This is a genomic window from Lentisalinibacter orientalis (assembly GCF_040706535.1).
Classification (GTDB): Bacteria; Pseudomonadota; Gammaproteobacteria; order Steroidobacterales; family Woeseiaceae; genus Lentisalinibacter; species Lentisalinibacter orientalis.
Genome location: NZ_JAPDRJ010000001.1, coordinates 189,330 through 210,959, shown reverse-complemented (window position 1 = coordinate 210,959; position 21,630 = coordinate 189,330). Strand labels below are relative to the sequence as shown.

At 69.3% G+C, this 21,630-nt stretch carries 18 protein-coding genes; 14 read left to right on the top strand and 4 right to left on the bottom strand.

Annotated elements, in window-relative coordinates:
* The first annotated feature begins 34 nt into the window (after positions 1 to 34).
* From ACJMK0_RS00865 to ACJMK0_RS00815, 11 genes are all read left to right on the top strand, one after another.
* On the top strand, positions 35 to 883 hold the full coding sequence (locus ACJMK0_RS00865) for a choice-of-anchor H family protein (RefSeq protein WP_405234923.1): 849 nt from the start codon (positions 35 to 37) through the stop codon (positions 881 to 883).
* 85 nt (positions 884 to 968) lie between these two features.
* Positions 969 to 1,211: a hypothetical protein gene (locus tag ACJMK0_RS00860; protein WP_405226534.1), complete on the top strand. Its 243-nt coding sequence runs from the start codon at positions 969 to 971 to the stop codon at positions 1,209 to 1,211.
* Between the two features lie 157 nt (positions 1,212 to 1,368).
* Positions 1,369 to 1,737, top strand: coding sequence for a hypothetical protein (locus ACJMK0_RS00855; protein WP_405234922.1), 369 nt, complete (start codon positions 1,369 to 1,371; stop codon positions 1,735 to 1,737).
* Positions 1,718 to 2,425 carry a hypothetical protein gene (locus ACJMK0_RS00850; protein ID WP_405234921.1) on the top strand — a complete coding sequence of 236 codons (708 nt, stop codon included), beginning with the start codon at positions 1,718 to 1,720 and terminating at the stop codon, positions 2,423 to 2,425. Before ACJMK0_RS00855 ends, ACJMK0_RS00850 begins: the two co-directional genes overlap by 20 nt.
* A complete protein-coding gene (locus tag ACJMK0_RS00845; RefSeq protein ID WP_405234920.1) occupies positions 2,422 to 4,257 on the top strand; it encodes a V-type ATP synthase subunit I in 1,836 nt (611 codons plus the stop codon). Before ACJMK0_RS00850 ends, ACJMK0_RS00845 begins: the two co-directional genes overlap by 4 nt.
* A complete protein-coding gene (locus ACJMK0_RS00840; protein ID WP_405231243.1) occupies positions 4,254 to 4,610 on the top strand; it encodes an ATP synthase subunit C in 357 nt (118 codons plus the stop codon). Before ACJMK0_RS00845 ends, ACJMK0_RS00840 begins: the two co-directional genes overlap by 4 nt.
* Before the next feature lies 1 nt (position 4,611).
* The gene (locus tag ACJMK0_RS00835; protein WP_405234919.1) at positions 4,612 to 4,905 is read left to right on the top strand and encodes a V-type ATP synthase subunit F; all 294 of its coding nucleotides are present in this window, start codon (positions 4,612 to 4,614) and stop codon (positions 4,903 to 4,905) included.
* 7 nt (positions 4,906 to 4,912) lie between these two features.
* Positions 4,913 to 5,599, top strand: coding sequence for a hypothetical protein (locus ACJMK0_RS00830; RefSeq protein ID WP_405234918.1), 687 nt, complete (start codon positions 4,913 to 4,915; stop codon positions 5,597 to 5,599).
* Positions 5,596 to 7,497 (top strand): V-type ATP synthase subunit A, encoded by a 1,902-nt coding sequence (locus ACJMK0_RS00825; RefSeq protein WP_405234917.1) that lies wholly within the window; start codon positions 5,596 to 5,598, stop codon positions 7,495 to 7,497. The genes ACJMK0_RS00830 and ACJMK0_RS00825 overlap by 4 nt, the downstream gene beginning before the upstream one ends.
* Positions 7,487 to 8,908, top strand: coding sequence for a V-type ATP synthase subunit B (locus ACJMK0_RS00820; RefSeq protein ID WP_405234916.1), 1,422 nt, complete (start codon positions 7,487 to 7,489; stop codon positions 8,906 to 8,908). Before ACJMK0_RS00825 ends, ACJMK0_RS00820 begins: the two co-directional genes overlap by 11 nt.
* On the top strand, positions 8,901 to 9,515 hold the full coding sequence (locus ACJMK0_RS00815) for a V-type ATP synthase subunit D (protein WP_405234915.1): 615 nt from the start codon (positions 8,901 to 8,903) through the stop codon (positions 9,513 to 9,515). The genes ACJMK0_RS00820 and ACJMK0_RS00815 overlap by 8 nt, the downstream gene beginning before the upstream one ends.
* Here ACJMK0_RS00815 and ACJMK0_RS00810 read toward each other — a convergent pair.
* Positions 9,496 to 11,442, bottom strand: a complete 1,947-nt coding sequence (locus ACJMK0_RS00810) for a winged helix-turn-helix domain-containing protein (protein WP_405234914.1) — start codon at positions 11,440 to 11,442, stop codon at positions 9,496 to 9,498. The genes ACJMK0_RS00815 and ACJMK0_RS00810 overlap by 20 nt on opposite strands.
* Positions 11,443 to 11,631: 189 nt before the next feature.
* On the opposite strand from ACJMK0_RS00810, the gene ACJMK0_RS00805 reads away from it, so the two are divergent.
* Entirely contained in the window at positions 11,632 to 12,591 is a 960-nt protein-coding gene (locus ACJMK0_RS00805; protein ID WP_405234913.1) for a TolB-like translocation protein, read from the top strand.
* A gap of 88 nt (positions 12,592 to 12,679) precedes the next feature.
* On the opposite strand, the gene ACJMK0_RS00800 is transcribed toward ACJMK0_RS00805, so the two are convergent.
* A complete protein-coding gene (locus ACJMK0_RS00800) occupies positions 12,680 to 14,092 on the bottom strand; it encodes an amidohydrolase family protein (protein WP_405234912.1) in 1,413 nt (470 codons plus the stop codon).
* Between the two features lie 227 nt (positions 14,093 to 14,319).
* Here ACJMK0_RS00800 and ACJMK0_RS00795 point away from each other — a divergent pair, with 227 nt between their 5' ends.
* On the top strand, positions 14,320 to 16,308 hold the full coding sequence (locus ACJMK0_RS00795) for a S9 family peptidase (RefSeq protein WP_405234911.1): 1,989 nt from the start codon (positions 14,320 to 14,322) through the stop codon (positions 16,306 to 16,308).
* A 37-nt stretch (positions 16,309 to 16,345) separates the two neighbouring features.
* A complete protein-coding gene (locus ACJMK0_RS00790; RefSeq protein ID WP_405234910.1) occupies positions 16,346 to 17,812 on the top strand; it encodes a WS/DGAT/MGAT family O-acyltransferase in 1,467 nt (488 codons plus the stop codon).
* 29 nt (positions 17,813 to 17,841) lie between these two features.
* Here ACJMK0_RS00790 and ACJMK0_RS00785 read toward each other — a convergent pair whose 3' ends face one another.
* Positions 17,842 to 18,801: an MBL fold metallo-hydrolase gene (locus ACJMK0_RS00785; RefSeq protein WP_405234909.1), complete on the bottom strand. Its 960-nt coding sequence runs from the start codon at positions 18,799 to 18,801 to the stop codon at positions 17,842 to 17,844.
* 81 nt (positions 18,802 to 18,882) lie between these two features.
* Complete coding sequence (locus tag ACJMK0_RS00780; RefSeq protein ID WP_405234908.1) at positions 18,883 to 21,435, bottom strand: protein kinase domain-containing protein; 2,553 nt, start codon at positions 21,433 to 21,435, stop codon at positions 18,883 to 18,885.
* Between the last annotated feature and the right edge of the window lie 195 nt (positions 21,436 to 21,630).

Below are 21,630 nucleotides of genomic sequence, written 5' to 3'. Positions count from 1 at the left end.
GTCATCGGTAATGGCTGGAGCAAGGGAGACGGACATGGAACGCACATCTCACACGGCGAAGAGACACGCAGGCCGGCGGCCATCGCGCGCGCTGCCCGACTGGCCCGCCCGGTGGTTCCCCGTACTGGTGGCAGCGGCGGCCCTCACGGTGGCGGCCGGGGCATTCGCCGCGAGCGCCGACGGCATGGAGCCGCAGACTCGCACCGCCGACGGCTTCGCTGCGGAGCGCGGTGACAACGAGCGCCGCCCGGCCTCGGCCCTGGAGGAGTTCGAGGGTGTGGGCGCGACGGCGGAGCCTCTCGATTCGGCGCCCGCGAGCGCGCGCAAGACCGCGCCGACCTCGCCGGAGCAGCGTGCCGTCTCCTGTTGCGGGTTCCGCATCTACGACGCGCAGACACGTCTGTTCGACGACCTCGACCGGGACGGCTACTACACCTGGCTGCAGGTGACCTTCGACGTGGATACCGATTACAGCGAAGCGGAGGTCTATGCCGACATCTGGCTGCACGAGCCGGGCGGCACTTACACCCTCATTCACGAGACCGACGTCTTCACCATCCGCGGCTCGTCGTCCAGCGACGACTACGAGGTGGAGGCGGAGCTGGTGGCCGGATTCCCGCCGGGACTCTACGACGTGCTCATCGAGGTCTACGACGCCTGGGACCACCGCTTCGTCGCCGACTTCGACGCCCGGGATTCTTCCGACCTCGGCCTGCTGCCGCTGGAGGACATCTCCTTCGACGGCGACATCCCGCCGCCGGTCGTGTACTCCGACGGCAGCGGCGGCTCGGGCTCGTTCTCGCTGGCGGGACTGGCCGCGCTGGCCGGGCTGGGACTGTGGCGCCGACGGCGTCACAGTTTCCGCGGCCAAGTGGTCCGGTGATGCCGCCGGTGAGAAACGGATCACAGCCGCTCCGCCGGGTAGCGGCTCCAATCGCAGGTCAATGCCACAGAACCTGCGACCTGTCATGCCCGGAGCCGACATCATCCCGTTTCCGCTGGAGCGCCGGCGCCCGATCGGCTGTCCCCAGTGCGGCACCTACAGCGACGTGCAGCCGGTGGGGCGGCTCACCTGGGCCTGGTGCGACCGCCACGGCGTGCGCTGGGTCGTGGCCGACCGTCCGCTGCCGGGACCGGCGGCCTTCGACCGCCGGCGCCTGCGCCGCATGGTCGAGTTCCTGGCGGAGTTCACCGAAGTCTCGATGACCTGACCGGCGCGCCCTCCTGCGCGCGAAAACCCTGATCCGGTAAGGGCTTTTCCCGATGACGGCTGCAGATCGGCTGCGGCTACCATGAGTTGTGCGGCGCGCGGATTCCGTTCCGTGCGCTGGCCCGGCCACGGCGTCGGAGCTGCGGGAGGTCAGGGCGATGCAGAAGAAGTCTCCTGTCTCCGGACGCGAGACGAGTTTGAAGAGCGCGATGGATCATGTGCTGGAGGCCGAGCAGGCCGCCCGTGATGCTATACGCGCCGGCGAGCGCCGTGGCGCCGCCATCATCGCCGACGCCAACGAGCAGGTCCGCCGTATCGAGCAGCGTGCTGCCGAACGCATACGGCGTGCGCACGATCTGTGCGCCGATGCCGTGCGCCGGGAAACCCGTCTTGCCGAAGAGCGCGGCGAGGCGGACGAAGACCCCCTTAATCTCAGTGATGAGGAACGTGAGCGGGTGCGTCGCGCGGCCGATCGCCTGGCCGCGCATCTGTGCGGCGGAAGCGAAGATGACCGGCGCGGGCTTTAGCTATGTGCAGGCACGCATACAGGCGCGTCATGGCAGGCGCCCGGACGAGTCCGACTGGAGCCGGCTCGAATCCTGCGATTCCACCCACGCTTACCTGGAGGCGGCCCGCACCGGCGTGCTTTCTGCGTGGGCGGAGGGGCTGAACGCCGAAGACGGCATCCACCGCCTCGAGGCGTCGATACGCCGCTCCTGGCGCCATTATCTGGACCAGGTCGCATCCTGGTCGCCGGAGCCCTGGCGGGATGCGATCGAGTGGTGCGGCAGCCTGCCGGACGTGCCGACGGCCGCCCAGGTCGCCGCCGCCGAAGAGCCGCCGGAATGGCTCTTGTCCGAAGAGCAGAGCGAGGCGGTGGCGCCCGGCAGCCTGGATGCGTGGCGCGAAGGGTGGCGGGCGCGCATGCCGTCCCCGGACGCCGACCAGCGGGCCGGGCTCGCGGCGCTGGAGGCGGCCGTCGATGAGTGGATCGGGGCGAACCGGGATCCGGAGCAGGCCTCCGTCTCCCGCGCGGCCCGTCTGCGCGAGCGCCTCGAGCAGCGGGTGACGACCGTGTTCCGACGCCACGCCCTGGGTCCCGCCGCCCTGTTCGCCCATCTGTTGCTGACCGCGCTGGACGTGCAGCGCTTCCGGGGCGGGCTCGCGCGGCGGCAGGCATTGTCCGGACGGGGGGTGGTGGGAGCCGCCGCATGAGCTTCCGTTCGCGCCCCGCTCGCTGGTTCGAAGTCCTCACCCCGAGGTCCGAGGCCACCACTGCGCTGAAGGCGCTCGCCGATACCGGCGCGGTGGAACTGCAGTCCCACAGCACCAGCGCGGAGAGTATTGCGACGCCCGAGCTGCAGGCCGTGCTGGCCGAGTACCGGGAGCTGGCGCGGAGCTACGGCCGCCACTGGCCCGAACCGCCGCCCGCCACGCCGAACCTGGACCCCCGGCACGCCGAGGACTCCATGGCGGTGCTGCGGGGCTGGGCCGACGATGCGCAGCCACTCATCGCCCGGCTGGAGGAACTTCGCAGGGAGCGCTCGAGGCTGGCCTGTCTCGAGCGCCTCCTGAACGAGGCGCCCGAGGCGCTGCCGAGCCCGGCCGGGCTTGCCGCGGCGGGCCCCACCATCGGCTGCGGGCTGTTCCGCATGCCGGCGGAAACCTGGCCGGAAGGCGTGCCGGCCGGTGTCATCGTCGAGCGCATCGCACTGGACGACGAGACCTATCTGCTGGCCGTCGGGCCCAGGGGGGAGTACGAATCCCTGGCCAGCGCCCTGACGGGCATGAAGGCGGAGCCGGTGGCACTCCCCGAGGGGCTCGCCGGCGAGCCGGACGCCGCACTGGCCGAGCTACGCGATCGCCTGGCCGAACTCGGCCGCGAAGACGAGCGCCTGGGCGAACGGCTCAAGTCGCTGAATGACGAGCACGGCATCGCGCAGATCATCGGTTCCTTCGAGCTGCTCGACTGGATGGCCCATCACGTGCCCAGTTTCCCGAGCAGCGAGACTTTCGCCTGGATCACCGGCTGGACCAGCGATACCGACGGCGACGGCATCCGCGCCGCGCTGGAGGAGGCGGGCGTGCGCTACCTGATGCGCTTCTGCGAGCCGCCGGCGGGCTACCCGATACCCATGCTGCTCAGGAACCCGTCCTGGGCCCGGCCGTTCGAGTTCTTCGCCCGCCAGCTGGGCACCCCCGGCGGCGAGGAGACCGACCCCAGCATGATCGTGGCCTTCCTCGCGCCGCTGATGTTCGGTTTCATGTTCGGCGATGTCGGCCACGGCGCCGTGCTGCTGGTCGCCGGCCTCTTCCTGTACCGGAAGATCCCCCAGCTCGGCATCCTCATCCCGGGCGGCATCGCCTCGATGGGTTTCGGCGTGGCCTTCGGCAGCGTGTTCGCGCGGGAGGACATCATCCCGGCGCTGTGGCTGCATCCGCTGGAGCACCCGCTGACGGTGCTGGGCACGTCGCTCGGCTTCGGCATCCTCGTGCTGCTGCTGGGTCTGGTGCTGGATGCGGTGCAATGGCGCTGGATGGGGCAGTGGTCCATCTGGTGGCATCGGCGCGTGGGGCTCATGGTGGCCTTCCTCGCGCTGGTGGCGAGCTTCTTCGACGTGCGCTTCCTGTATGTCGCGGTGGCCGGTTCCCTCTGGTACGTCTTCGGTGAGACGTTCGTCAGCGCCGGGGAGAGAACGCCCGCCGCCCTGGGCCAGGCCGCCGGCGAGTTCGTCGAGTCCCTGTTCCAGTTGGCCGTGAATACGGTTTCCTTCGTCCGTGTCGGTGCCTTCGCGCTGGCCCACGCCGGCCTGGGCGTCGCCGTGGTCGGCATGGCCGAAGCCACCGGCAACGTGACCGGGATGGTGATCGTGCTGGCGCTCGGCAACGCCCTGATCATCGCCCTCGAAGGGCTCATCGTGGGCATCCAGACCACCCGCCTGCTGCTGTTCGAATTCTTCATCCGATTCCTGAAGGCGACCGGCCGTCCGTTCCGGCCGCTGCCGCCGCCCGAAACCCGCACACCCACCAAAGGGAGTAAAGCATGACCAGTATGAAGATGATCCTCGCAGGACTCATCGGCCTTGCCCTGATCACCGTCGGACTCGGCGCGTTCCTGATGATCACCAGCCTGCCGTTGCTGGCTGTCGAGGAAGGCGTCGCCGGCGCCGGCATCGGCGAGGGCGCCCTGCGCTGGGGCTTCGCCGCAGCAGCCGCGTCCGCAGCCCTGTCCGCTGCTGCAGGCGGCTATGCCGTGGCCAAGGTGGGCAGTGCCGCGGTCGGCGCGCTGGCGGAGAAGCCGGAGCTGTTCGGCCGAATCATCATCCTGGTCGGCCTGGCCGAGGGTATCGCCATCTACGGGCTCATCGTCGCCATCCTCATCCTGAACCGACTCGGCTGACGTGCTCGGGGCGGTCTTCATCGGCGACGAGGTCACCGGCGCGGGCTACCGGCTGGCGGGCCTGCGTGTCGTCGCCGCGGGCCCCGACGAGGCGGGCGAAGCGCTGGCGTCGGCGCGGGAGGACGCCGCGCTGATCCTGATCGGCGCCGGCAGCGCCGGCGGCATCGACGGCGACGAACTCGAGCGCGTGCAGCGCGAGGGCGCGCCCCCGGTCGTGGTGGTGCCCGACGCGCAGGGCGCCGAGCCGCCCGATCTCGCCGCGGTCATCAACAGGGCATTCGGACTGGAGCAATGAACGGACAATGAACGACACAGGCGGCATCGTCGAGAGGCAGGTCGACAGCATGGTCAGGCTGGTGCGGCGCTACGAGGCGGCCGAGATCGAGAAGATCCTGGATCGCGCCTACGACACGGCGCTGGAGCGGGTACGCGCCGCGCGCCGCGATGCGCGGCAGCGGGTGCACGAGGCAGTCGGGGAGTTGCGCGGCGAGGTCGACGCCGCTATCACGCGGGTGCGTGCGGGCGACGAGGCGCGGGCACGCCGCTGCGAACTCGGCAAGGCCCGCCTCGTGCTGGACGCGGGCAGGGAACTCCTGGCCCGGTCGCTGCAGGCGCGCTGGCAGGAGCCGGCCTCGCGGCAGGCATGGACATCGTCGCTGCTGGAGCAGGCGGCGGCCGTGCTGCCGTCCGGCACCTGGGACGTCGAATATGCCGCCGGCTGGCCGGAGGCGGAGCGCGAGGCGTTCTCGGCGCGCGCGCGCGAGGCGGCCGGCGAGCCGCCGCGCCTGAGCGCCCGGGATGACATCGCCGCGGGTCTGAGGATCGGGATAGCCATCGAGGGCGCCGGCGCGAGCCTGGACGGCACCCTCGACGGCCTGATGGGTCGCGGTCCCGAGCTCGAGGCCCGGCTGCTGGCGGAGTACTACGCCCTGGCCGGCGGCCCGGACGGGCAGGACGGGCAGGACGGACCGGGCGGAGGCGCATCATGAGTGTCGCGACCATCCAGTGGATCGGCGGACCGGTGCTGCGCGCGCGCATGCAGCAGCCCTTCCATGTGCAGGAGGCCATCCACGTCGGCCCGAACAAGCTGCTCGGCGAGGTCATACAGCTGCGGGGCGATACCTTCACCGCACAGGTCTACGAACGCACCTCGGGGCTGAAACCCGGCGACCGCATCGAGGGCACGGGCCGGGCGCTCAGCGTCGGCCTCGGTCCCCATCTGCTCGGGCAGATATTCGACGGGCTGTTGCGCCCCCTCGGCGACGAGGACGAGCTGTTCGTGCGCGCCGGCATGACGGCGCAGGGCGCGGAGACGCGCCGCTATGCGTTCGAGCCGGCCGTCGCCGCGGGCGACGAAGTGGCACCCGGACAGAGCATCGGGCGGGCCGGCGAGCAGGCCCATGCGGTCGAGTGTCTGGTGCCGGCGGGTGCCGGCGGCCGTGTCGCGGAGGTGGCGGAGGCCGGCGACTACGGTCTGGAGGACGTGGTGTGCCGCATCGAGCCCGAGGAGCGCACGGGCGGCAACGGCGGCAACGGCAGCAACGGCGGCAGGGGCGGCGACGGCGTTGAGATCCGCCTCAGTCAGCACTGGCCCGTGCGCCGGCCGCGCCCGGTGGCCGACAGACTGCCGGTGGGCGCGCCGCTGATCACCGGCCAGCGCATACTCGACACCCTGTTCCCCATCGCCCGTGGCGGGCGCGGCATGCTGCCGGGCGGCTTCGGCACCGGCAAGACCATCCTGCAGGAGGCCCTCGCCAAGTGGTGCGACGCCGACGTGATCGTCTACGTGGGCTGCGGCGAGCGGGGCAACGAGATGGCCGAGGTGCTGGACGAGCTGCCGAAGCTGGAGGACCCCCGCACCGGCCGTCCGCTCATGGAGCGCACGGTCATCATTGCGAATACCTCGAACATGCCGGTGGCGGCGCGGGAGGCGAGCATCTACACCGGTATCACCGTGGCCGAGTTTTTCCGTGACCAGGGCCGGCACGTGGCGCTCATGGCCGACTCCACCAGCCGCTGGGCCGAGGCCCTGCGGGAGGTCTCGGGGCGCCTCGGCGAGCTGCCGGCCGAGTCCGGCTACCCGGCCTATCTCAGCTCCCGGCTGGCGGATTTCTACGAGCGGGCCGCGCGGGTGAAGACGCTGGGCGGCAAGGAAGGCTCGGTGACCATCATCGGTGCCGTGAGCCCGCCCGCCAGCGACTTCTCGGAACCGGTGACCATGCATACCAAGCGCTACGTGCGCTGCTTCTGGGCGCTGGACCGGGAGCGGGCCCAGGCCCGGTTCTACCCGGCGGTGCACCCGCTGCATTCCTATTCCGAGGACGCCGTAGAACTCGCCCGCTGGTGGAAGAGTCAGGGCGACCCGGACTGGGACCGCAAACGCCAGCGGGTGCTGGTGCTGCTGGAGGAGCAGCAGAGCCTCGAGCGCATGGCGCGCATCATCGGCAAGGACGCGCTGCCGCCGGTGCATCAGGTGACGCTGCTGAACGCCGAGCTGGTGAACGATGGCTTCCTGCGCCAGTCCTCGTTCTCCGAGACCGACCGCTACTGCTCGCCGGCCCGTCAGCAGGCCATGCTCGACCTGCTGCTGAAGTTCATCACGCTGGCCGAACAGGCGCTCGCGGCCGGCGCGAGCCCGGCGGACATCGCCGCCGTCCCCTCGCTGGTGCGCCTGCGCCGCCTCGGTGAGGAGGTGGGCGAGGACGAGCTCGAGAAGATTGACGAACTCCGGCGTCAGGTGGAGGCGGAATTCCACGTGCTGGAAGAGGGTGGCGGCGACGGCGACGAGAAAGCGGCCGCGACCCGGGAGGAGGCGGTGGCGGAAGTCGAAGGCCATGGCCAGGGCAACGGCGAGGGGAGTGACGAGGGCATCGACAATGGAAGCTGAAATCACCCTCACCGGCGCCGCCCAGCGCCTGGAAGGCCCGCTCCTGTTCCTGCAGCGCACGGTCAGTGTGGGGCTGGATGCCGCCGTGGAGGTCATCGGCCGGGACGGCACGCTGCGCTACGGGCGGGTGGCCGCGCTGGGCGACGAGGAGATCGTGGTGGAGATCCTCGGCGCGACCGAGGGTCTGAGTCTCGGCGACACCCGGGTGCGCATCCGCGAGAAGCCGCTGGAACTCGGCCTCGGGCCGGGCCTGCAGGGGCGCATCCTGGACAGCCTCGGCCGGCCCATCGACGGCGGCCCGCCGATTCCCGCCGAGCGCTACCTGCCGGTGGACGGCTCGGCCATCAACCCGGTGGCGCGGCACCGGCCGCAGGACTTCATCGAGACCGGCGTCACCGCCATCGACCTGATGAACAGCCTCGTGCGCGGCCAGAAGCTGCCGCTGTTCTCCGGTGGCGGCCTGCCCCACGACCGCCTCGCCATCGACATCGCCAGCCGCGCGCGGCTGCTGGGCGAGGAGGCGGGCGCGTTCGCGATTGTCTTTGTCGGCATCGGCGTCTCCCACGACACCGCCGAGCGCTTCCGCAAGGCGATGCAGGAGACCGGCGCGCTCGAACATACGGTCATGTTCCTGAACCGGGCCAGCGAGCCCAGCACCCAGCGCCTGCTCACGCCCCGCTACGCGCTCACCGCGGCGGAATATCTGGCCTTCGTCGAGTCCCGCCACGTGCTGGTGATCATGACCGACATGACCAACTACTGCGAGGCGCTGCGCGAGGTGTCCGCCGGCCACGGCGAGATCCCCAGCCGCAAGGGTTATCCCGGCTACCTGTACTCGGACCTGGCCACCATCTACGAGCGCGCCGGCTGCCTGCGGGCGCGGCAGGGGACGCTGACCCAGCTGCCCATCCTGACCATGCCCGGCGACGACATCACCCACCCCATCCCGGACCTCACCGGCTACATCACCGAGGGCCAGATCGTGCTCAGCCGCGAGCTGGACCGTCGCGGCGTGTACCCGCCCATCGACGTGCTCGCGAGCCTGTCCCGGCTGATGGACGACGGCATCGGCAAGGGCGTCACCCACGCCGACCATCCGGCGCTCGCCCACCAGCTCTTCGCCGCCTATGCGCGCACCGCGAAGATCCGCGTGCTGGCGAGCGTGATGGGCCATGAGGGTCTCACCGACACCGACCGGCAGTATCTCGACTTCGGCGACGCCTTCGAGCAGAAACTCATCGCCCAGGAAGGGCCGCGCCGGCTGGACGAGAGCATGAAGGTGGGCTGGGAGATCCTGAAGGGCCTGCCGCGGGCCGAGCTCTCGCGGCTGAGCGAGGCGCAGGTACGCGAGCACCTCGGCGAGCCGGAGCAGGCCGGGTACGACGAGGACGACGAGGGCACGAATGGCTGACTTCCGCCGCCAGCAGTCGGCCAGCCGCGGTCAGCTTCAGGAGCTGCGCGACGAGCAGAAGGTCGTGCGCGAGGGCTTCGAGTTCCTGGAGCAGAAGCGCATGCTGATCGCCGCCGAGATCATGCGCGAGCTGCGCCGGCATCAGGCGATCTACGAGGAATTCTCGGCCGGCCATGCGGATGCCGTCACGGCGCTCGGCCGTGCCATCGGCTTCCACGGGCTGGAGGGCGTGCAGGTCTATCCGCCGCGGCCTTACGAGGACGGCTCGCTGTCGTTCGACGAGCGCCGCTTCCTGGATCTGCGCCTGATCGATGCGGGGACGGGAGGCGCGGCAGTGGATCGCTCACGGCCGGCGGTGCTGCCGTCCATCGAGGCCGAACTCTGCGCGGAGGCCTTCCGCGCGCTGATCGACGGCGCGGCCCGGATGGCGGCTATCGCCACCAGCATCGCGCGCCTGCTGGAGGACTATCGCAAGACCGAGCGGCGCGCCCGCGCGCTCGAGAACGTCATCCTCCCCGAAATCGACGACACGGTGAAGGACTTCGAGGACCAGCTGGAAGCGATGGATCAGGAGGATGCGATCCGGGTCAGGATGCGTCGGGCTTAGGGCGCGGCGGAGCGTATTCGTCCAGCGAGTCACGCCACTGTGCTGCCAGTGACCGGATGGTCTCCTGCCAGCGCTGATTGTCGTGGGCCTCGCGGAGATAGGGCGCGAAGCGGAGCTGCAGCAGGGTCATCATTGCATCGTCCGCCTGCGGTATCGTCTCCGGTCGCTGGCGGGTGAGCCGCTTCAATTCCTCCAGGGCACGGAACGGCGCCTCGGCGTCTCCGAACCAGGCCTCGACATGCGCGACCTGCAGAATGGAACGGGGTGTTTCCAGCGACGCGAGTCGTTGCAGAGCGCTCGCCGATGCTGCCTCCTGCCCGAGTTCGCGCAACGCGATCGCCTCGATGGCATAACGGTCGGACGGATCGGCGAACTCCTCCACCAGACTCGCTGCCGCCTCATAGCGCCCCTGATGGAGGCGGGCCAGCGCGATCAGGAACGTCGGCTTCATGGCCGGGTTCAGCGCGGTCGCCTGATTCAGCTCCGCGATTCCCTCCTCGGCGCGGCCCGCGAGGATCAGCACATGCCCCAGGTTGTAATGGTAGGAAGCGGCGAGGGGGTTGACCGCAATCGCCCGCCGCGACAATTCGATCGATTCCTCGAAATCGCCGGTCCAGATTCGATAGCCCGCCTCGAGTGTCAGCACCAGCGGGCTGTTGGGGGCGAGTGCCCGCGCGCGTTGCATGTGCCTCCGGCCGGCCTCGGGTTCTCCCAGCGACCAGAGCAGCGAGCACAACCGTGCATGGGCCTCCGCCAGGTTCGGGTCGAGTGCGAGGGCGCGGTCGAGCGCGTGGCGCTGCGCACGCACCGCCTCGGCGAGCGAGCCCCGGCCCTCGTCGTAGAATCCGGCCATCGCCACGGCGGCCAGTCCGACCCAGGCCGCTGCCAGCCGTGAATCGATGTCCAGCGCCTTCCGGTAACTCGCTTCGGCACGGTCGACGTCGCCGGCCGCACGCCGGTTCCAGAAGAACTGACCGCGCAGGTAGTGGCGGTAGGCTTCAGGGTCGGTGTCGGCCGAAACGGCGTTGCGATCGGTCAGCTGCAGCTCGAGGGTATCGCCGATCGACGCCGCGATGTCCTGCTGAACGCGCAGCACGTCGCCCAGGGTCGCTTCGTAGGCCCGCGACCAGACCTGGGTGTTCTGTCGGGCGTCGACCAGCTGGGCGGTGACCCGCAGCTCGCCGTCGGCCTCGCGAACGCTGCCCTGCAGGACGTAGCGGACGCCGAGCCGCGCGGCGATCGCGGGGATTTCCAGGCTGGTATTCCGCAGCGCGAACGAGGAGGTCCGCGCAATCACCAGCAGATCCTCGGACTGGTTCAGCCGATGCAGTACCTCGTCCGCGATGCCGTCGCCGACATAGTCGAGGCTGCTCCCGGCGCTCATATCCTCGAACGGCAGTACCGCGATGGACTTCTCCAGCGGAATAAGTTCGGTGTAGTCCGGCTCGGCTGACTGATCGATCGAAACCAGTTTCGGCAGGTAGGCCAGCGCGGTCGCGGCCACTGCCACCAGGCCGAGCGCAAGCAAGGCGGGTCGGCGTCTGCCGGCGCTGTCTTGCCCGGGCTCCGGGGTGGCCCCGGTCCCGAGCCTGTCGACCGGTTCCACTTCGGGCAGCAGGCGGTATCCGTGACCGCGCACCAGCGCGATGTACTGCGGATTCCGCGCATCGTCGCCCAGGCTCTGCCGCAGCAGCTTGATGCGCTGCGTCACCGTCTCCGGGCTGACGACCCGTCCCGACCAGATCCGCTCCGTGATCTCGTCCTGGCTGACGACCGCCGGTGCCCGCTCGGCCAGCAGCAACAGAAGTCGATACGAGAGCCCTGGGAGTTCGAGCACCGTGTCGCCGCGGCGCAGCTCACGGGTATCCGTATCGAGGGTCAGGTCCCCGATGCAAAGGTATCTCCGGGGCTGGTCATTCTCTCCCATGCGAGTCCTTCGCGGGCCCGGTAGTGCGGACTTCCAGTGTCGGACGAGTCGCCGGGAGAATCAACTTCACGCTTTCTTCACATCGCCTTCATGCGCCCGGAGGCGGCTCGCCCTACCGTCTGAAGCACGCGGCCCGACGCCAGGGACGGCCGCCGCAACAAGTCGATAACGAGAATGGAGGAGAGAGCGATGCCAATCACGAAGAGGATGACGCTTTGCAGCATGCTGCCGGCGGCGGCCCTCATGCTGACGGGACTGTCGGTGACCGCCGAGGCCGGCTATCGGCACGGGGGTCAGGCGGGCTGGAGTCCGAACGAGCCCGCCATGCGCACCGATGGGTCGCAGGTTCCCGGCGGCTGCCCCATCGAATCGCCGACGGGGCGGTTCCTGTTCACGGCGCGGAACCCGGACGACGATCCGGACACGGGCCTGGACATCTGGGTCAACGAGCGCGCGGGTCATGGCCCGGCCTTCGCGCCGGGCGACCGGCTCCCCGGGCCCGTCAACGTGACGGCGAACGACTTCTGCCCGACGCCACTGCAGGACGGCGAGTTGTTCTTCGTTTCGAACCGGGACCCGCAGGACAACTGCGGCAGCAGCGATATGTACCGCCTCGTCAATAACCCGGCCACGGGCTGGGCGGAACCCGAAAACCTGGGCTGTCATCCGGACGGCCCGAACACGCCCGGACTGGAGCTGAGTCCCGCGGTCATCGAGACCGTGTTCGGCACGTTCCTGTTCTATTCGACGGACTATCACACCGGCAATCAGGACATCTACGTCAGCTACCAGCGCGGTGACGGCACGTTCAGTCCCGGCGAGCGGCTCGGTTATCCGATCAACACGGAATACGATGACCGCCAGCCTAACGTGAGCCAGGACGGCCGGGAGATCGTCTTCGCCTCCAATCGACCGAGCCACTCCGGTGACGAATCCGGCTTCGACGTCTTCACGGCGAAACGGCACTTCGTGTTCTTCCCCTGGCGCCGGGTCGTGAATCTCAGTGAATCCGTTCCGTTCGATACGGTCGGCGGCGACGAGACCAGGCCCTCGCTGTCCTGGGACGGCGAGCGGCTCTACTACGGCATCGGCGGTCTGGTCTACGTCAGCGAGCGCAACGACTACCGCCGGCCATTCTGGGCCCGCTGAGCCCGGTCCGCGTCCGCCGCTTTCCCCAGACCGGCGGCATACGGCAGCCCGCGGCGCATCGCGTCGCGGGCTGCATTCCTGCCGCGCCTCAGCCCATGAACTTCAGGAATTCCCGCCGCGTCTTCGGCCCGAAGGTCAGGTGGTGGGGATCGCGGCGCTCGGAGTACTCAGCGCGACGCTGTTCCACCAGGTCGTTCCCCGCCCGCATTCGTGCCTCATCCAGCGAGATGCCGTAGGGCTTCATCGCGTTCAGACCGAAGATCTTCGCCCGCAGCCCGTCGGTGATCTCCGGGTAACGGTGCTCCTCGCGCACCGCCGGCGCGATCTGGAAGGCCCGGAAGGCCTGGATCTGGTCCTGGGGCGAGCCGTACCAGATCGAGTCCGTGCCCCACAGCACGTTGTCCTCGCCGAGGTGCTTCACCAGCTTGCCGATGCCGTGGGCGGCGCTGTCGGTGTCGCGCATGAGCCCGCGCCAGGTGCTGCCCAGTTCGGCGTAGACATTCGAGCCCTTGCCGATGCCGGCTTCCTCCAGCGAGCGGATCAGGCCATCCAGGCCCTCGCCCCGGTCGGGGTCGTAGGGCCCCTCCGGCTGGCCGGGGATCCAGCCGGAGTGATAGATGAGGAAGTTCACGTCCGGGAAGCGCCTGGCGGCCGGACCGATGTCGGTACACAGGGAGTGCTCGTAGGACTGGCGGCCGAATGGGATGCCCTTGTGGATGCAGATGTTCTTCACCCCGAGTGAGCGGGCCTTCTCGATGAAGCGGATGCCCACGTCGTCGGTGAGATAGAAGCCCTCGCCGTCCGGGCCCCACTGAGTGTAGGTCTTCCACGCAGAGACGCCGTATTTCTCGGCGAGTTCGTCCATGTCTTCGAGGTCGCCTTCCTGGTTCGGGTTGACCCGGCCGTGGATGAGCAGGCGATGGGTGCCTTCCAGTTCGTCGACGATGCGGCGGGTGGCGTCGGCCTCTTCGACGGTTAGCGGCTCGGCGTCGCGGCGCGAGGGCACGAAGGAGAGCACCATCATGTCGGTGTCGGCGTCCAGGAACACATCCTTCACAAAGTCGTCCGCGCCGAGGCAGCGCATGTAGTCGCGGCTCACGTAGTCGAACTTCGCGCACTCTTCCTTGCGCTCCTGCGCGACGCTCGGCGGCACGTAGTGGCCCTGCACGTCGAAGATGAATTCCTTTTTGCCGATGTTGGCCTCGGCGAGTTGCACGTCCAGTCCGGCTTCGTCGTCGAGCGCGAAGAAACCGGCGCCCTTGCCGGCGGCCGCGTTCGCCCGGTTCATGGCGAGCAGAGAGGTCGCGGCGCCGGCCGCGCTGATCAGGAAGGCGCGCCGCGGCATGCCGAGGCGCTTTGCGTTCTCGCTCGCGTCCTGCTGTGCAAGAGCATTGGCGTTTTCGTTGCGCGGCTCCAGCGGGATGGGCGCGTACTCGGCGTTGGACGTCGAGTCGAGTTTGACGGGCAGGCGCTGGCCCTCGGGGTCGAAGCGATATTTCATGGCGGGCTCCTCTCGGCGTCCCGCCAATTTGCGGCGTCGGGAATCGGCTGTAAAGCGGCGTTGCGGCATTTTCCTTGAGCGGGTGACCAATATGCGTGCCTTCGGTTGTGCCCGACCGGGGGCATGGCTAACCTCTGCCGCGCCCTATTCCGAAGACAACCCGTCCGAAGACAACCAGTCCGAATAAGACCAGTCGCAACAAGACCAGGAATGACAAGGACGAGACCATGACGAGAATCGCCGCCTTTCTTTGCGCGTTGCTGATCGCAGCGCTGGCGCAGCCCGTGCAAGCCGAAGTGGAGCGTCGGACCCTGAACGACGGCAACCTGATACTCGAGGATATCCCCGCGATCCCGCAGACGATCGTGGACGACCTGAACCGCTATCAGAACGTGCGCTCGGCGAGCTTCCTCGACTGGACGGCGGACGGCGAGAGCCTCTACGTCTCCACCCGCTTCGGCGAGGTCGAGCAGATCCACCGTGTCGACATGCCCGGCGGCGCCCGTCATCAGCTCACCTTCTTCGACGAGCCGGTCTCCCAGGTATCGCGGCAGCCCGAAGGCTCGCACCTGATCTTCGCCATGGATGCGGGCGGCAACGAGTTCAGCCAGCTGTTCCTGTTCGACCCGCTCGTCTCCCGCTCGCGCATGATCAGCGACGGGGAGTCGCGCAACGGCGGCGTGGTCTGGACGCGGGACGGCGAGCGCATCGCCTTCCAGAGCACCCGGCGCAACGGCGCCTCCAACGACGTCTGGATGATGCCGCTGGATCAGGCGCTGGATCAGGCCGACAGCGAGCCCGAGGCGGCACGCCTGGTGCTCGCCGCGCCCGATGGCACCTGGTGGGGGCCGGCGGATTTCGACGAGGCCGGCGAGCGCCTGCTCATCCTGAACTACGTGAGCATCACCGATTCCCGTATCCACCTGCTCGATCTCGACTCCGGCGAGACCACCCTGCTGGCCGGCGGCGACGACGATCCCTCCAGCAACTGGGCCCTCGGCTTCGATCACGCCGGCGAGGGCTACTGGTTCATCACCGACCGGGGCGGTGAGTTCAAGCAGCTGGCCTGGCAACCGCTCGAGCCCGGCGCCGAGCCGGTCATCGTGACCGCGGACATCCCCTGGGACGTGGAGGGCATGGCATTCAGCAAGGACCGGCGCCGGGCGGTGTTCGCGGTCAACGAGGACGGCCTCAGCCGGCTCTACCTGCTGGACCCGGCGAGCCGGCGCTACCGCGCGGTAAGCGGTCTGCCCACCGGCCTGGTCGGCGGTCTCGGCTTCAGCCCCGATGGCAGCCGGCTGGCGATGACGCTGAACACGCCGCAGACGCCGAGCGACACCTTCGTGCTCGAGCTCGGCGAAGACCCGCTCGCCCATGGCGTGCTCACACGCTGGACCCACAGCGAGGTGGGCGGACTGGACACCGACACCTTCGTCGAGCCCGAACTGGTGCGCTTCGAGAGCTTCGACGGCCTGAGTGTGCCTGCCTGGGTGTACAAGCCCGAGGGGGACGGCCCGTTCCCGGTGGTGGTCTCGATACACGGCGGACCCGAGAGCCAGGCCCGGCCGGCATTCAGCAGCACCTACCAGATGTGGCTCGCGAAGCTCGGAGTCGCCGTGGTGGTGCCGAACGTGCGCGGCTCCGCGGGCTACGGCAAGTCCTACCTGGCCATGGACAACGCCTACAAGCGGGAGGACTCGGTGCGCGACATCGGCGCGCTGCTGGAGTGGATCGGCACCCGGCCGGACCTGGATGCCGACCGCGTGGCCGTGTTCGGCGGCAGCTACGGCGGCTACATGGTGCTGGCCAGCGCAGTGCACTACAGCGACCGGCTGAAGGCCGCCGTGGACATCGTCGGTATCTCCAGCTTCGTCACCTTCCTGGAGAACACCGAGGACTACCGCCGGGATCTCCGCCGGGTGGAGTACGGCGACGAGCGCGACCCGGAGATGCGGGCGCATCTCGAGAAGATCAGCCCGCTGAACAACGTGGAGAAGATCGCCGTGCCCATGCTGGTGGTGCAGGGTGAGAACGACCCGCGCGTGCCCGTCACCGAGGCCGAGCAGATCGTCGAAGCCCTGCGCGAGAAGGGCGAGACGGTGTGGTACATGAACGCGCTGAACGAGGGCCACGGCTACCGCCGGAAGGAGAACCGGGACGTCTACCAGCAGGCGGTGGTGCTGTTCTTCCGCCGCCACCTGCTCGACCAGGACTGATTGGCGGGGGCGGCCGGCCCGGAGGTATGCTGGCGGCATGCAGAAGCTCAGCCTCCTCGATGCCACGTTCCTCTACGCGGAGACCGACAACACGCCCATGCACGTGGCGGGGCTGCAGCATTTCGAGCTGCCGCCCGGCCAGGATGCCGACGCGTTCTACGAGTCGCTGAAGCGCTTCGTCGAGGCGCGCGCTCACCTGGTGCCGTTCATGATGCGGCGCCTGCGTCCCTCGCCGCTGGGCATGGATCATCCCGTCTGGGTGCTCGATACCACCTTCGACATCGACTACCACGTGCAGCGGGTCACCCTGCCGGCGCCGGGCACGACGGAGCAGCTGGAAGAGGCCGCCGCCGAACTCCACGCCCGGCCGCTCGACCGGGCCCGCCCGCTCTGGCGATGGTGGCTCATCGACGGCCTCGAGTCCGGCCGCGTGGCCTGGTACACCCAGTACCACCACGCCTGCTTGGACGGCATGGGCGGGCAGGCCATCTTCGAGATCTTCTTCGGTCCCACGCCGGAGCCGCCGCCGGTGCCTGTCGGCCCGGAGGAGCTGGACGAAGACGACCCGGGCACCTGGGGCATGCTGCGGGATACGGCGCTGCGCTTCGGCGCCAATCCCTTGCGCTTCGCCCGCATGCTGCCGGACCTCGCGCGCACCACCCAGGACCTGGCGACGAGGGCGTTCCGCTCGGTGGGCGGCATGGGGGCCGTCATGCCGCGCGTGCCGCGCACGCGCTTCAGCGTCGCCATCGGCCCCGAGCGGGCTCTGGCGCTCGGCTCCATCCCGCTGACGCCCCTGAAGGCCATCGGCAGGGAGCACGGCTGCACCGTCAACGATGCCTTCATGGCCGTGTGCGCCGGCGGGCTGCGCAGCTACCTGGAGCAGCTCGGCGAACTGCCGGAGCGCTCGCTGGTGGCGGGCACGCCGGTGTCGGTGCGCAAGCCCGGCGATACCAGCCTGCACAACCAGGTGAGCATGCTGATGTGCGACCTGGCCACGGACCGCGAGGATCCCGTCGAACGGATGAAGGCCATCCGCGAGTCCATCGACGGCGGCATCGGGGTGGTGCGCCAGCTCGACAACGTGCATCTGGGCGATCTCACCGTGCTCGGGCTGCCCATCGCGTTCCAGGGTGTGGCCACGCTCGCCAACCGGCTCCGCCTCGGCAGCATCATCCGCCTGCCGATGAACCTGGTGATCTCCAACATCCCCGGCCCCCGGCAGACGCTGTATCTGAACGGGGCCCGCCTGCTCACCCACTATCCGGTGTCGATCCCGAGCCACGGCAACGCGCTCAACATCACCGTGCAGTCCTACGGCGAGCGCATGGACTTCGGTCTCGTGGCCTGCCGGCGGACCGTGCCGGACGTGCACACGCTGCGGGATCACATCCTGCAGGCCTGGGACGAGCTGCAGCGGGCGGCCGGCAGGGAGCCCGCGCCGCCGCTGCCCGTCGAGCCCCCTGGCCGCGCCGCGCCCGGGCCGCGCCAGACCGTCGCCTAGTGTCCTGTCACTAGCCCGCGCGGCGCCGTTCAGCTCGTCTGCGCCTCCCGTGCCTTGCGGCGCCGCTTGTTCGCGGCGAACGCCAGGCCCTGGGCGTTGATGTCGAGATCGAGCGCCAGCAACTCCCAGGTCTCCCGCCGCCGGCCCAGCTCGCCGAGCCCGTCCAGCAGCCCGGCGTAGTAGTCGCGAAGGCGCGGCAGCACGTAGTCGTAAAGCCGGTCGTCGGGATGCTCGGAGCGCTCGGCGTCGAGCATCAGCGCCTGGGCGAACTCCAGGTGGCGGATCAGCTGGCCGGCGGTCGTCTCGATCGCCGTGACCTCGCCGAAATGGGTGGGATACACCCGCGAGGGCTGCAGGCCGACGATGCGCCGCACGGCCTCGATGGCGAGCTCGCCGTCGAAATCGGTCGGCGTCGTCGAGGGAAAGGCGAACGGCCCGGCGGCCTGCAGGGCGGGGTAGTGCAGGCCGAACGCGTCGCCGCTGAAGATGCTGCCCGTGGCGCTGTCGGCGATGCAGAAATGGTGATTGGCGTGGCCGCGGGTGTGCAGGAAGGTGAGTTCACGGTTGCCGAACTGCAGCCCCTCGCCGTCGGCCATCTCAAGCACGCGGTCTTCGGCCACCGGGCCGATGGTGCCGTACAGACGCTCGAACTCGGCCTCGCCGTAGACCTTGCTGGCGCTGGCCACCAGCTTCGACGGATCGATCAGGTGGGGCGCGGCGCGTGGGTGGGCGATCACGGTGGCGTTCGGGCAGGCCCGGGCGAGGGCCGCGGTGGCGCCGGCATGATCCAGGTGCACGTGCGTGACGATGAGATAGCGGACCTGTTCCGGCCGCAACGCCGCCTCGTCCAGCGCGCCCAGCAGATGCGGCATGGCGTGATTGGTGTTGTTGTCCACGAAGGCGGCCTCGTCGCCCTCGACGATGAGATACGCGGCGGCCAGCTGCGGGCGGTCGAGATAGTGGCAGTCGATGGTGATGACGTGGTTCATGGCGTCAGCTTCCCGGCTTGTTGCCATCATGGCAAGTGCCGGAGGTGCCCGCAGCCCGGCTGCCGCGCTGCTCGCTCCGGCTTACCCTCTGTCCGCGCCGGAAACCGAGCGGCTGGTGGTGCGGGGCTCCGGGCGAGCCCCGGCGAGGAGATCACGGGCCGTTGCCGTCTCCCGATGATCCTCGCCGAGCGCGTAGACCAGATGGGGCAGCGCGGACTCGAGGTCCGCCGCCGCTCCGGCCCGATCACCGGCCCCCAGAAGGATCTCGGCGCGTTGGACGAGCGCGCGCCCGAGATAGATGCTCCCCGCGGAGTCGGGACGGGTGTGTTCCTGCAGCCGCTCGATCAGCCCGTCGACCAGTTCCCGCGCCGTGGCGTAGTCGGCGCGCTGGCGGTAGACCTCCGCGCCCTCGATCAGCGCTGAGACGAGGCCGGGGGTCTCCCGGGCCTGCGGATAGCCGGCATCGGCCAGCAGCGCGTCGATCTCGCGGGCCGCCGTCTCGAGGTTGCCGAGGCCGCGGTGCACCTTCACGCGATTCACGCGGATACTCATGGCGAGTGCCCGGTCGGCTTCCGGGTTTTCCAGGAGGGCCTCGGCCGCATCCAGGCTCTGCGTTGCACGCTCGAAGGCCTCGGCGGCCATGTGGATGGTGGCCATCCCGAGGTTCACGCGCGCCGCCACGAGTTTATTGCCGTCGGCCTCGGCCAGCGCCAGGCTCTGGGTGTAGACGGCCTCGGCCTTGTCGAGGCTCCCCACGGACACGAGCAGACTGCCGTACTGGGCGATCAGCGGTGCCGCGCCGCGTCCCGCAAAGCCGCTGGCGCGCATGCGGTCGACGAGGTCGTCGAACGCCTCGAGCGCCTCGGGTATGCGGCCGAGATTCTTGAGCACCACCGCCTTGTTGGCGGCGACCCGCTGGTAGCCGAGGGTCGCTCCCCGGCCCGTCGACTCGAGCAGCTCGAGCACCTCGTCCAGATACCGGATGGCCTCGTTCGGTCTGCCTTCGTTGAAATGGCGGAACGCGATGTCGTTCAGCACGAGCCCGCGCAGGTTGGTACCCGGCGCCGGGTGCGCGTCGAGCAGGCGTTGCGCGGCGAACATGGTGGCCAGCGCTTCGCCGTTCCGGCCCGCCTGAACCTCGGCACGCGATCTTGCGCGCAGGCACTCCACGCTGGTGTCGATGTCGGGAGCCGTGAGCGACGCATAGAGAGCCAGGCCCTCGGCGAGCCGCTCGGCCGAGCGGTCGGGGTCCTGCATCATGGTCGTACGGGCCCGTCGGCACAGCACCGCGGCGAGCACGTCGGCCTCGCCGTGGTCACGGGCAATGCGCTCGGCTTCCTGCAGCAACTCGGCTTCGCGCTGCCGCTCGCCCAGGCTGGAATACCGGCGCGATACGTCGAACAGCACGGACGCCATGAACGGCTGATCCGTGCCGAACTGGTTCTCGAGAAGGCTGCGGCCCCGGTCCAGGAGTTCGACCGATGTGAGCGCGCCGTCGCCCATCTCCTCCATCAGCAGGCTGTAGAACTCGTTGCTGGCCTGGACCCGCTGCTGCTGGTTTACGGCGATGCCCTGCTGCCGTTTGGCCTCCACCATCTGCCAGCTCGTGACGAGCGTGGCGGCAACGAGCGCCACCACAGTCAGCAGCGCTCCGGCCACGCCGCCCCGATTGCGCTGGACGAATTTCCGCAGCCGATACCCGGAGCGCTGACCGGCTGCGCTGACGGGATAGCCGGACAGATAGGCTTCCAGGTCTCTGCGCAGAGCGTTCGCGTCGCGGTAGCGGTCACCCGGGTCCACACGCAGGCACTGCTCGACGATCATCGTGACTTCGCGCGGCAGGGACTGCCGCACAGCACCCGGCAGGGTGAGCGGCCGGCCGTCGACGGAACGCTGGATGGCGTCGGTGAGCGTCTCTCCTGCGGTCGGCAGGCTGCCGCCGAGCACTTCGGCCATCAGCAGCCCGAGCTGGTAGACATCGGAGGCGATCGAGATGGGCTTGGCCAACAGCTGTTCGGGGCTCGCGTACCGGGGCGTCATGGCGCCCGCGCGGGTCAGGTTGCCGGGCTCGTCCTCGAGCAGCTTGGCGATGCCGAAGTCCAGCAGCTTGACCCTGCCGTTCGTCGTGACGAGCACGTTCGAAGGCTTGATGTCGCGATGCACGACCAGATTCGCGTGCGCGAAAGCGACGGCGTCGACGACGTCTATCAGCAGGCGGATCCTGTCGGCCAGCTTCAGCGAGCGCTCGTCGCAATAGCGCGTGATCGGGCTGCCCTCGACCAGCTCCATCACGATGTAGGGCCAGCCTTCGGCCGTCAGTCTCGCGTCGTACAGCTGCGAGATGTGGGGATGATTCAGGCCCGCGAGGACGCTCTGCTCCTGCATGAAGCGTTCGCGCATGGCCGGGCTGAAGCCGCTGATCGTGGACAGCTTTATCGCGACGTCCCGTTCGAAGCTGCCGTCGATGCGGGAGGCGCGGTAGACGCGGCTCATGCCGCCTTCGGCAATGAAGTCGGTGATCCGGTAGCCGTCGAGTTCGCGGTCGACCAGAGTTTCCTGCTCCCCGGCCGACAAGTCCGAAAGTATCCCGAGTCCCGCTCCTGTCGAGAACGGGTCTTCGTCAGAGCCTCTCATCGCCGATCCTGCTCCTTTCCGTCGTTCGCGCAGGGGGCGTTATACACTGCTCGGGCCGGAGAGACGACATGCTCGCGCCGGTGGTGACCAGCGCGCGGCGGCGGGCCGTGTGGCTGTCGCCTTCGTCCATGCTCGACTGACGACAACCGTGCCCCGATAGAAAGCGCTTCGCTCGAAAGCGGCCCTCTTCGCTTG

What these genes read in the sequence shown, in the direction of transcription:
- ACJMK0_RS00865 (WP_405234923.1), top strand. Translation starts at nt 35, where the DNA reads ATGGAACGCACATCTCACACGGCGAAGAGACACGCAGGCCGGCGGCCA.
- ACJMK0_RS00860 (WP_405226534.1), top strand. Translation starts at nt 969, where the DNA reads ATGCCCGGAGCCGACATCATCCCGTTTCCGCTGGAGCGCCGGCGCCCG.
- ACJMK0_RS00855 (WP_405234922.1), top strand. Translation starts at nt 1,369, where the DNA reads ATGCAGAAGAAGTCTCCTGTCTCCGGACGCGAGACGAGTTTGAAGAGC.
- ACJMK0_RS00850 (WP_405234921.1), top strand. Translation starts at nt 1,718, where the DNA reads ATGACCGGCGCGGGCTTTAGCTATGTGCAGGCACGCATACAGGCGCGT.
- ACJMK0_RS00845 (WP_405234920.1), top strand. Translation starts at nt 2,422, where the DNA reads ATGAGCTTCCGTTCGCGCCCCGCTCGCTGGTTCGAAGTCCTCACCCCG.
- ACJMK0_RS00840 (WP_405231243.1), top strand. Translation starts at nt 4,254, where the DNA reads ATGACCAGTATGAAGATGATCCTCGCAGGACTCATCGGCCTTGCCCTG.
- ACJMK0_RS00830 (WP_405234918.1), top strand. Translation starts at nt 4,913, where the DNA reads ATGAACGACACAGGCGGCATCGTCGAGAGGCAGGTCGACAGCATGGTC.
- ACJMK0_RS00825 (WP_405234917.1), top strand. Translation starts at nt 5,596, where the DNA reads ATGAGTGTCGCGACCATCCAGTGGATCGGCGGACCGGTGCTGCGCGCG.
- ACJMK0_RS00820 (WP_405234916.1), top strand. Translation starts at nt 7,487, where the DNA reads ATGGAAGCTGAAATCACCCTCACCGGCGCCGCCCAGCGCCTGGAAGGC.
- ACJMK0_RS00815 (WP_405234915.1), top strand. Translation starts at nt 8,901, where the DNA reads ATGGCTGACTTCCGCCGCCAGCAGTCGGCCAGCCGCGGTCAGCTTCAG.
- ACJMK0_RS00810 (WP_405234914.1), bottom strand. Translation starts at nt 11,442, where the DNA reads ATGGGAGAGAATGACCAGCCCCGGAGATACCTTTGCATCGGGGACCTG.
- ACJMK0_RS00805 (WP_405234913.1), top strand. Translation starts at nt 11,632, where the DNA reads ATGCCAATCACGAAGAGGATGACGCTTTGCAGCATGCTGCCGGCGGCG.
- ACJMK0_RS00800 (WP_405234912.1), bottom strand. Translation starts at nt 14,092, where the DNA reads ATGAAATATCGCTTCGACCCCGAGGGCCAGCGCCTGCCCGTCAAACTC.
- ACJMK0_RS00795 (WP_405234911.1), top strand. Translation starts at nt 14,320, where the DNA reads ATGACGAGAATCGCCGCCTTTCTTTGCGCGTTGCTGATCGCAGCGCTG.
- ACJMK0_RS00790 (WP_405234910.1), top strand. Translation starts at nt 16,346, where the DNA reads ATGCAGAAGCTCAGCCTCCTCGATGCCACGTTCCTCTACGCGGAGACC.
- ACJMK0_RS00785 (WP_405234909.1), bottom strand. Translation starts at nt 18,801, where the DNA reads ATGAACCACGTCATCACCATCGACTGCCACTATCTCGACCGCCCGCAG.
- ACJMK0_RS00780 (WP_405234908.1), bottom strand. Translation starts at nt 21,435, where the DNA reads ATGAGAGGCTCTGACGAAGACCCGTTCTCGACAGGAGCGGGACTCGGG.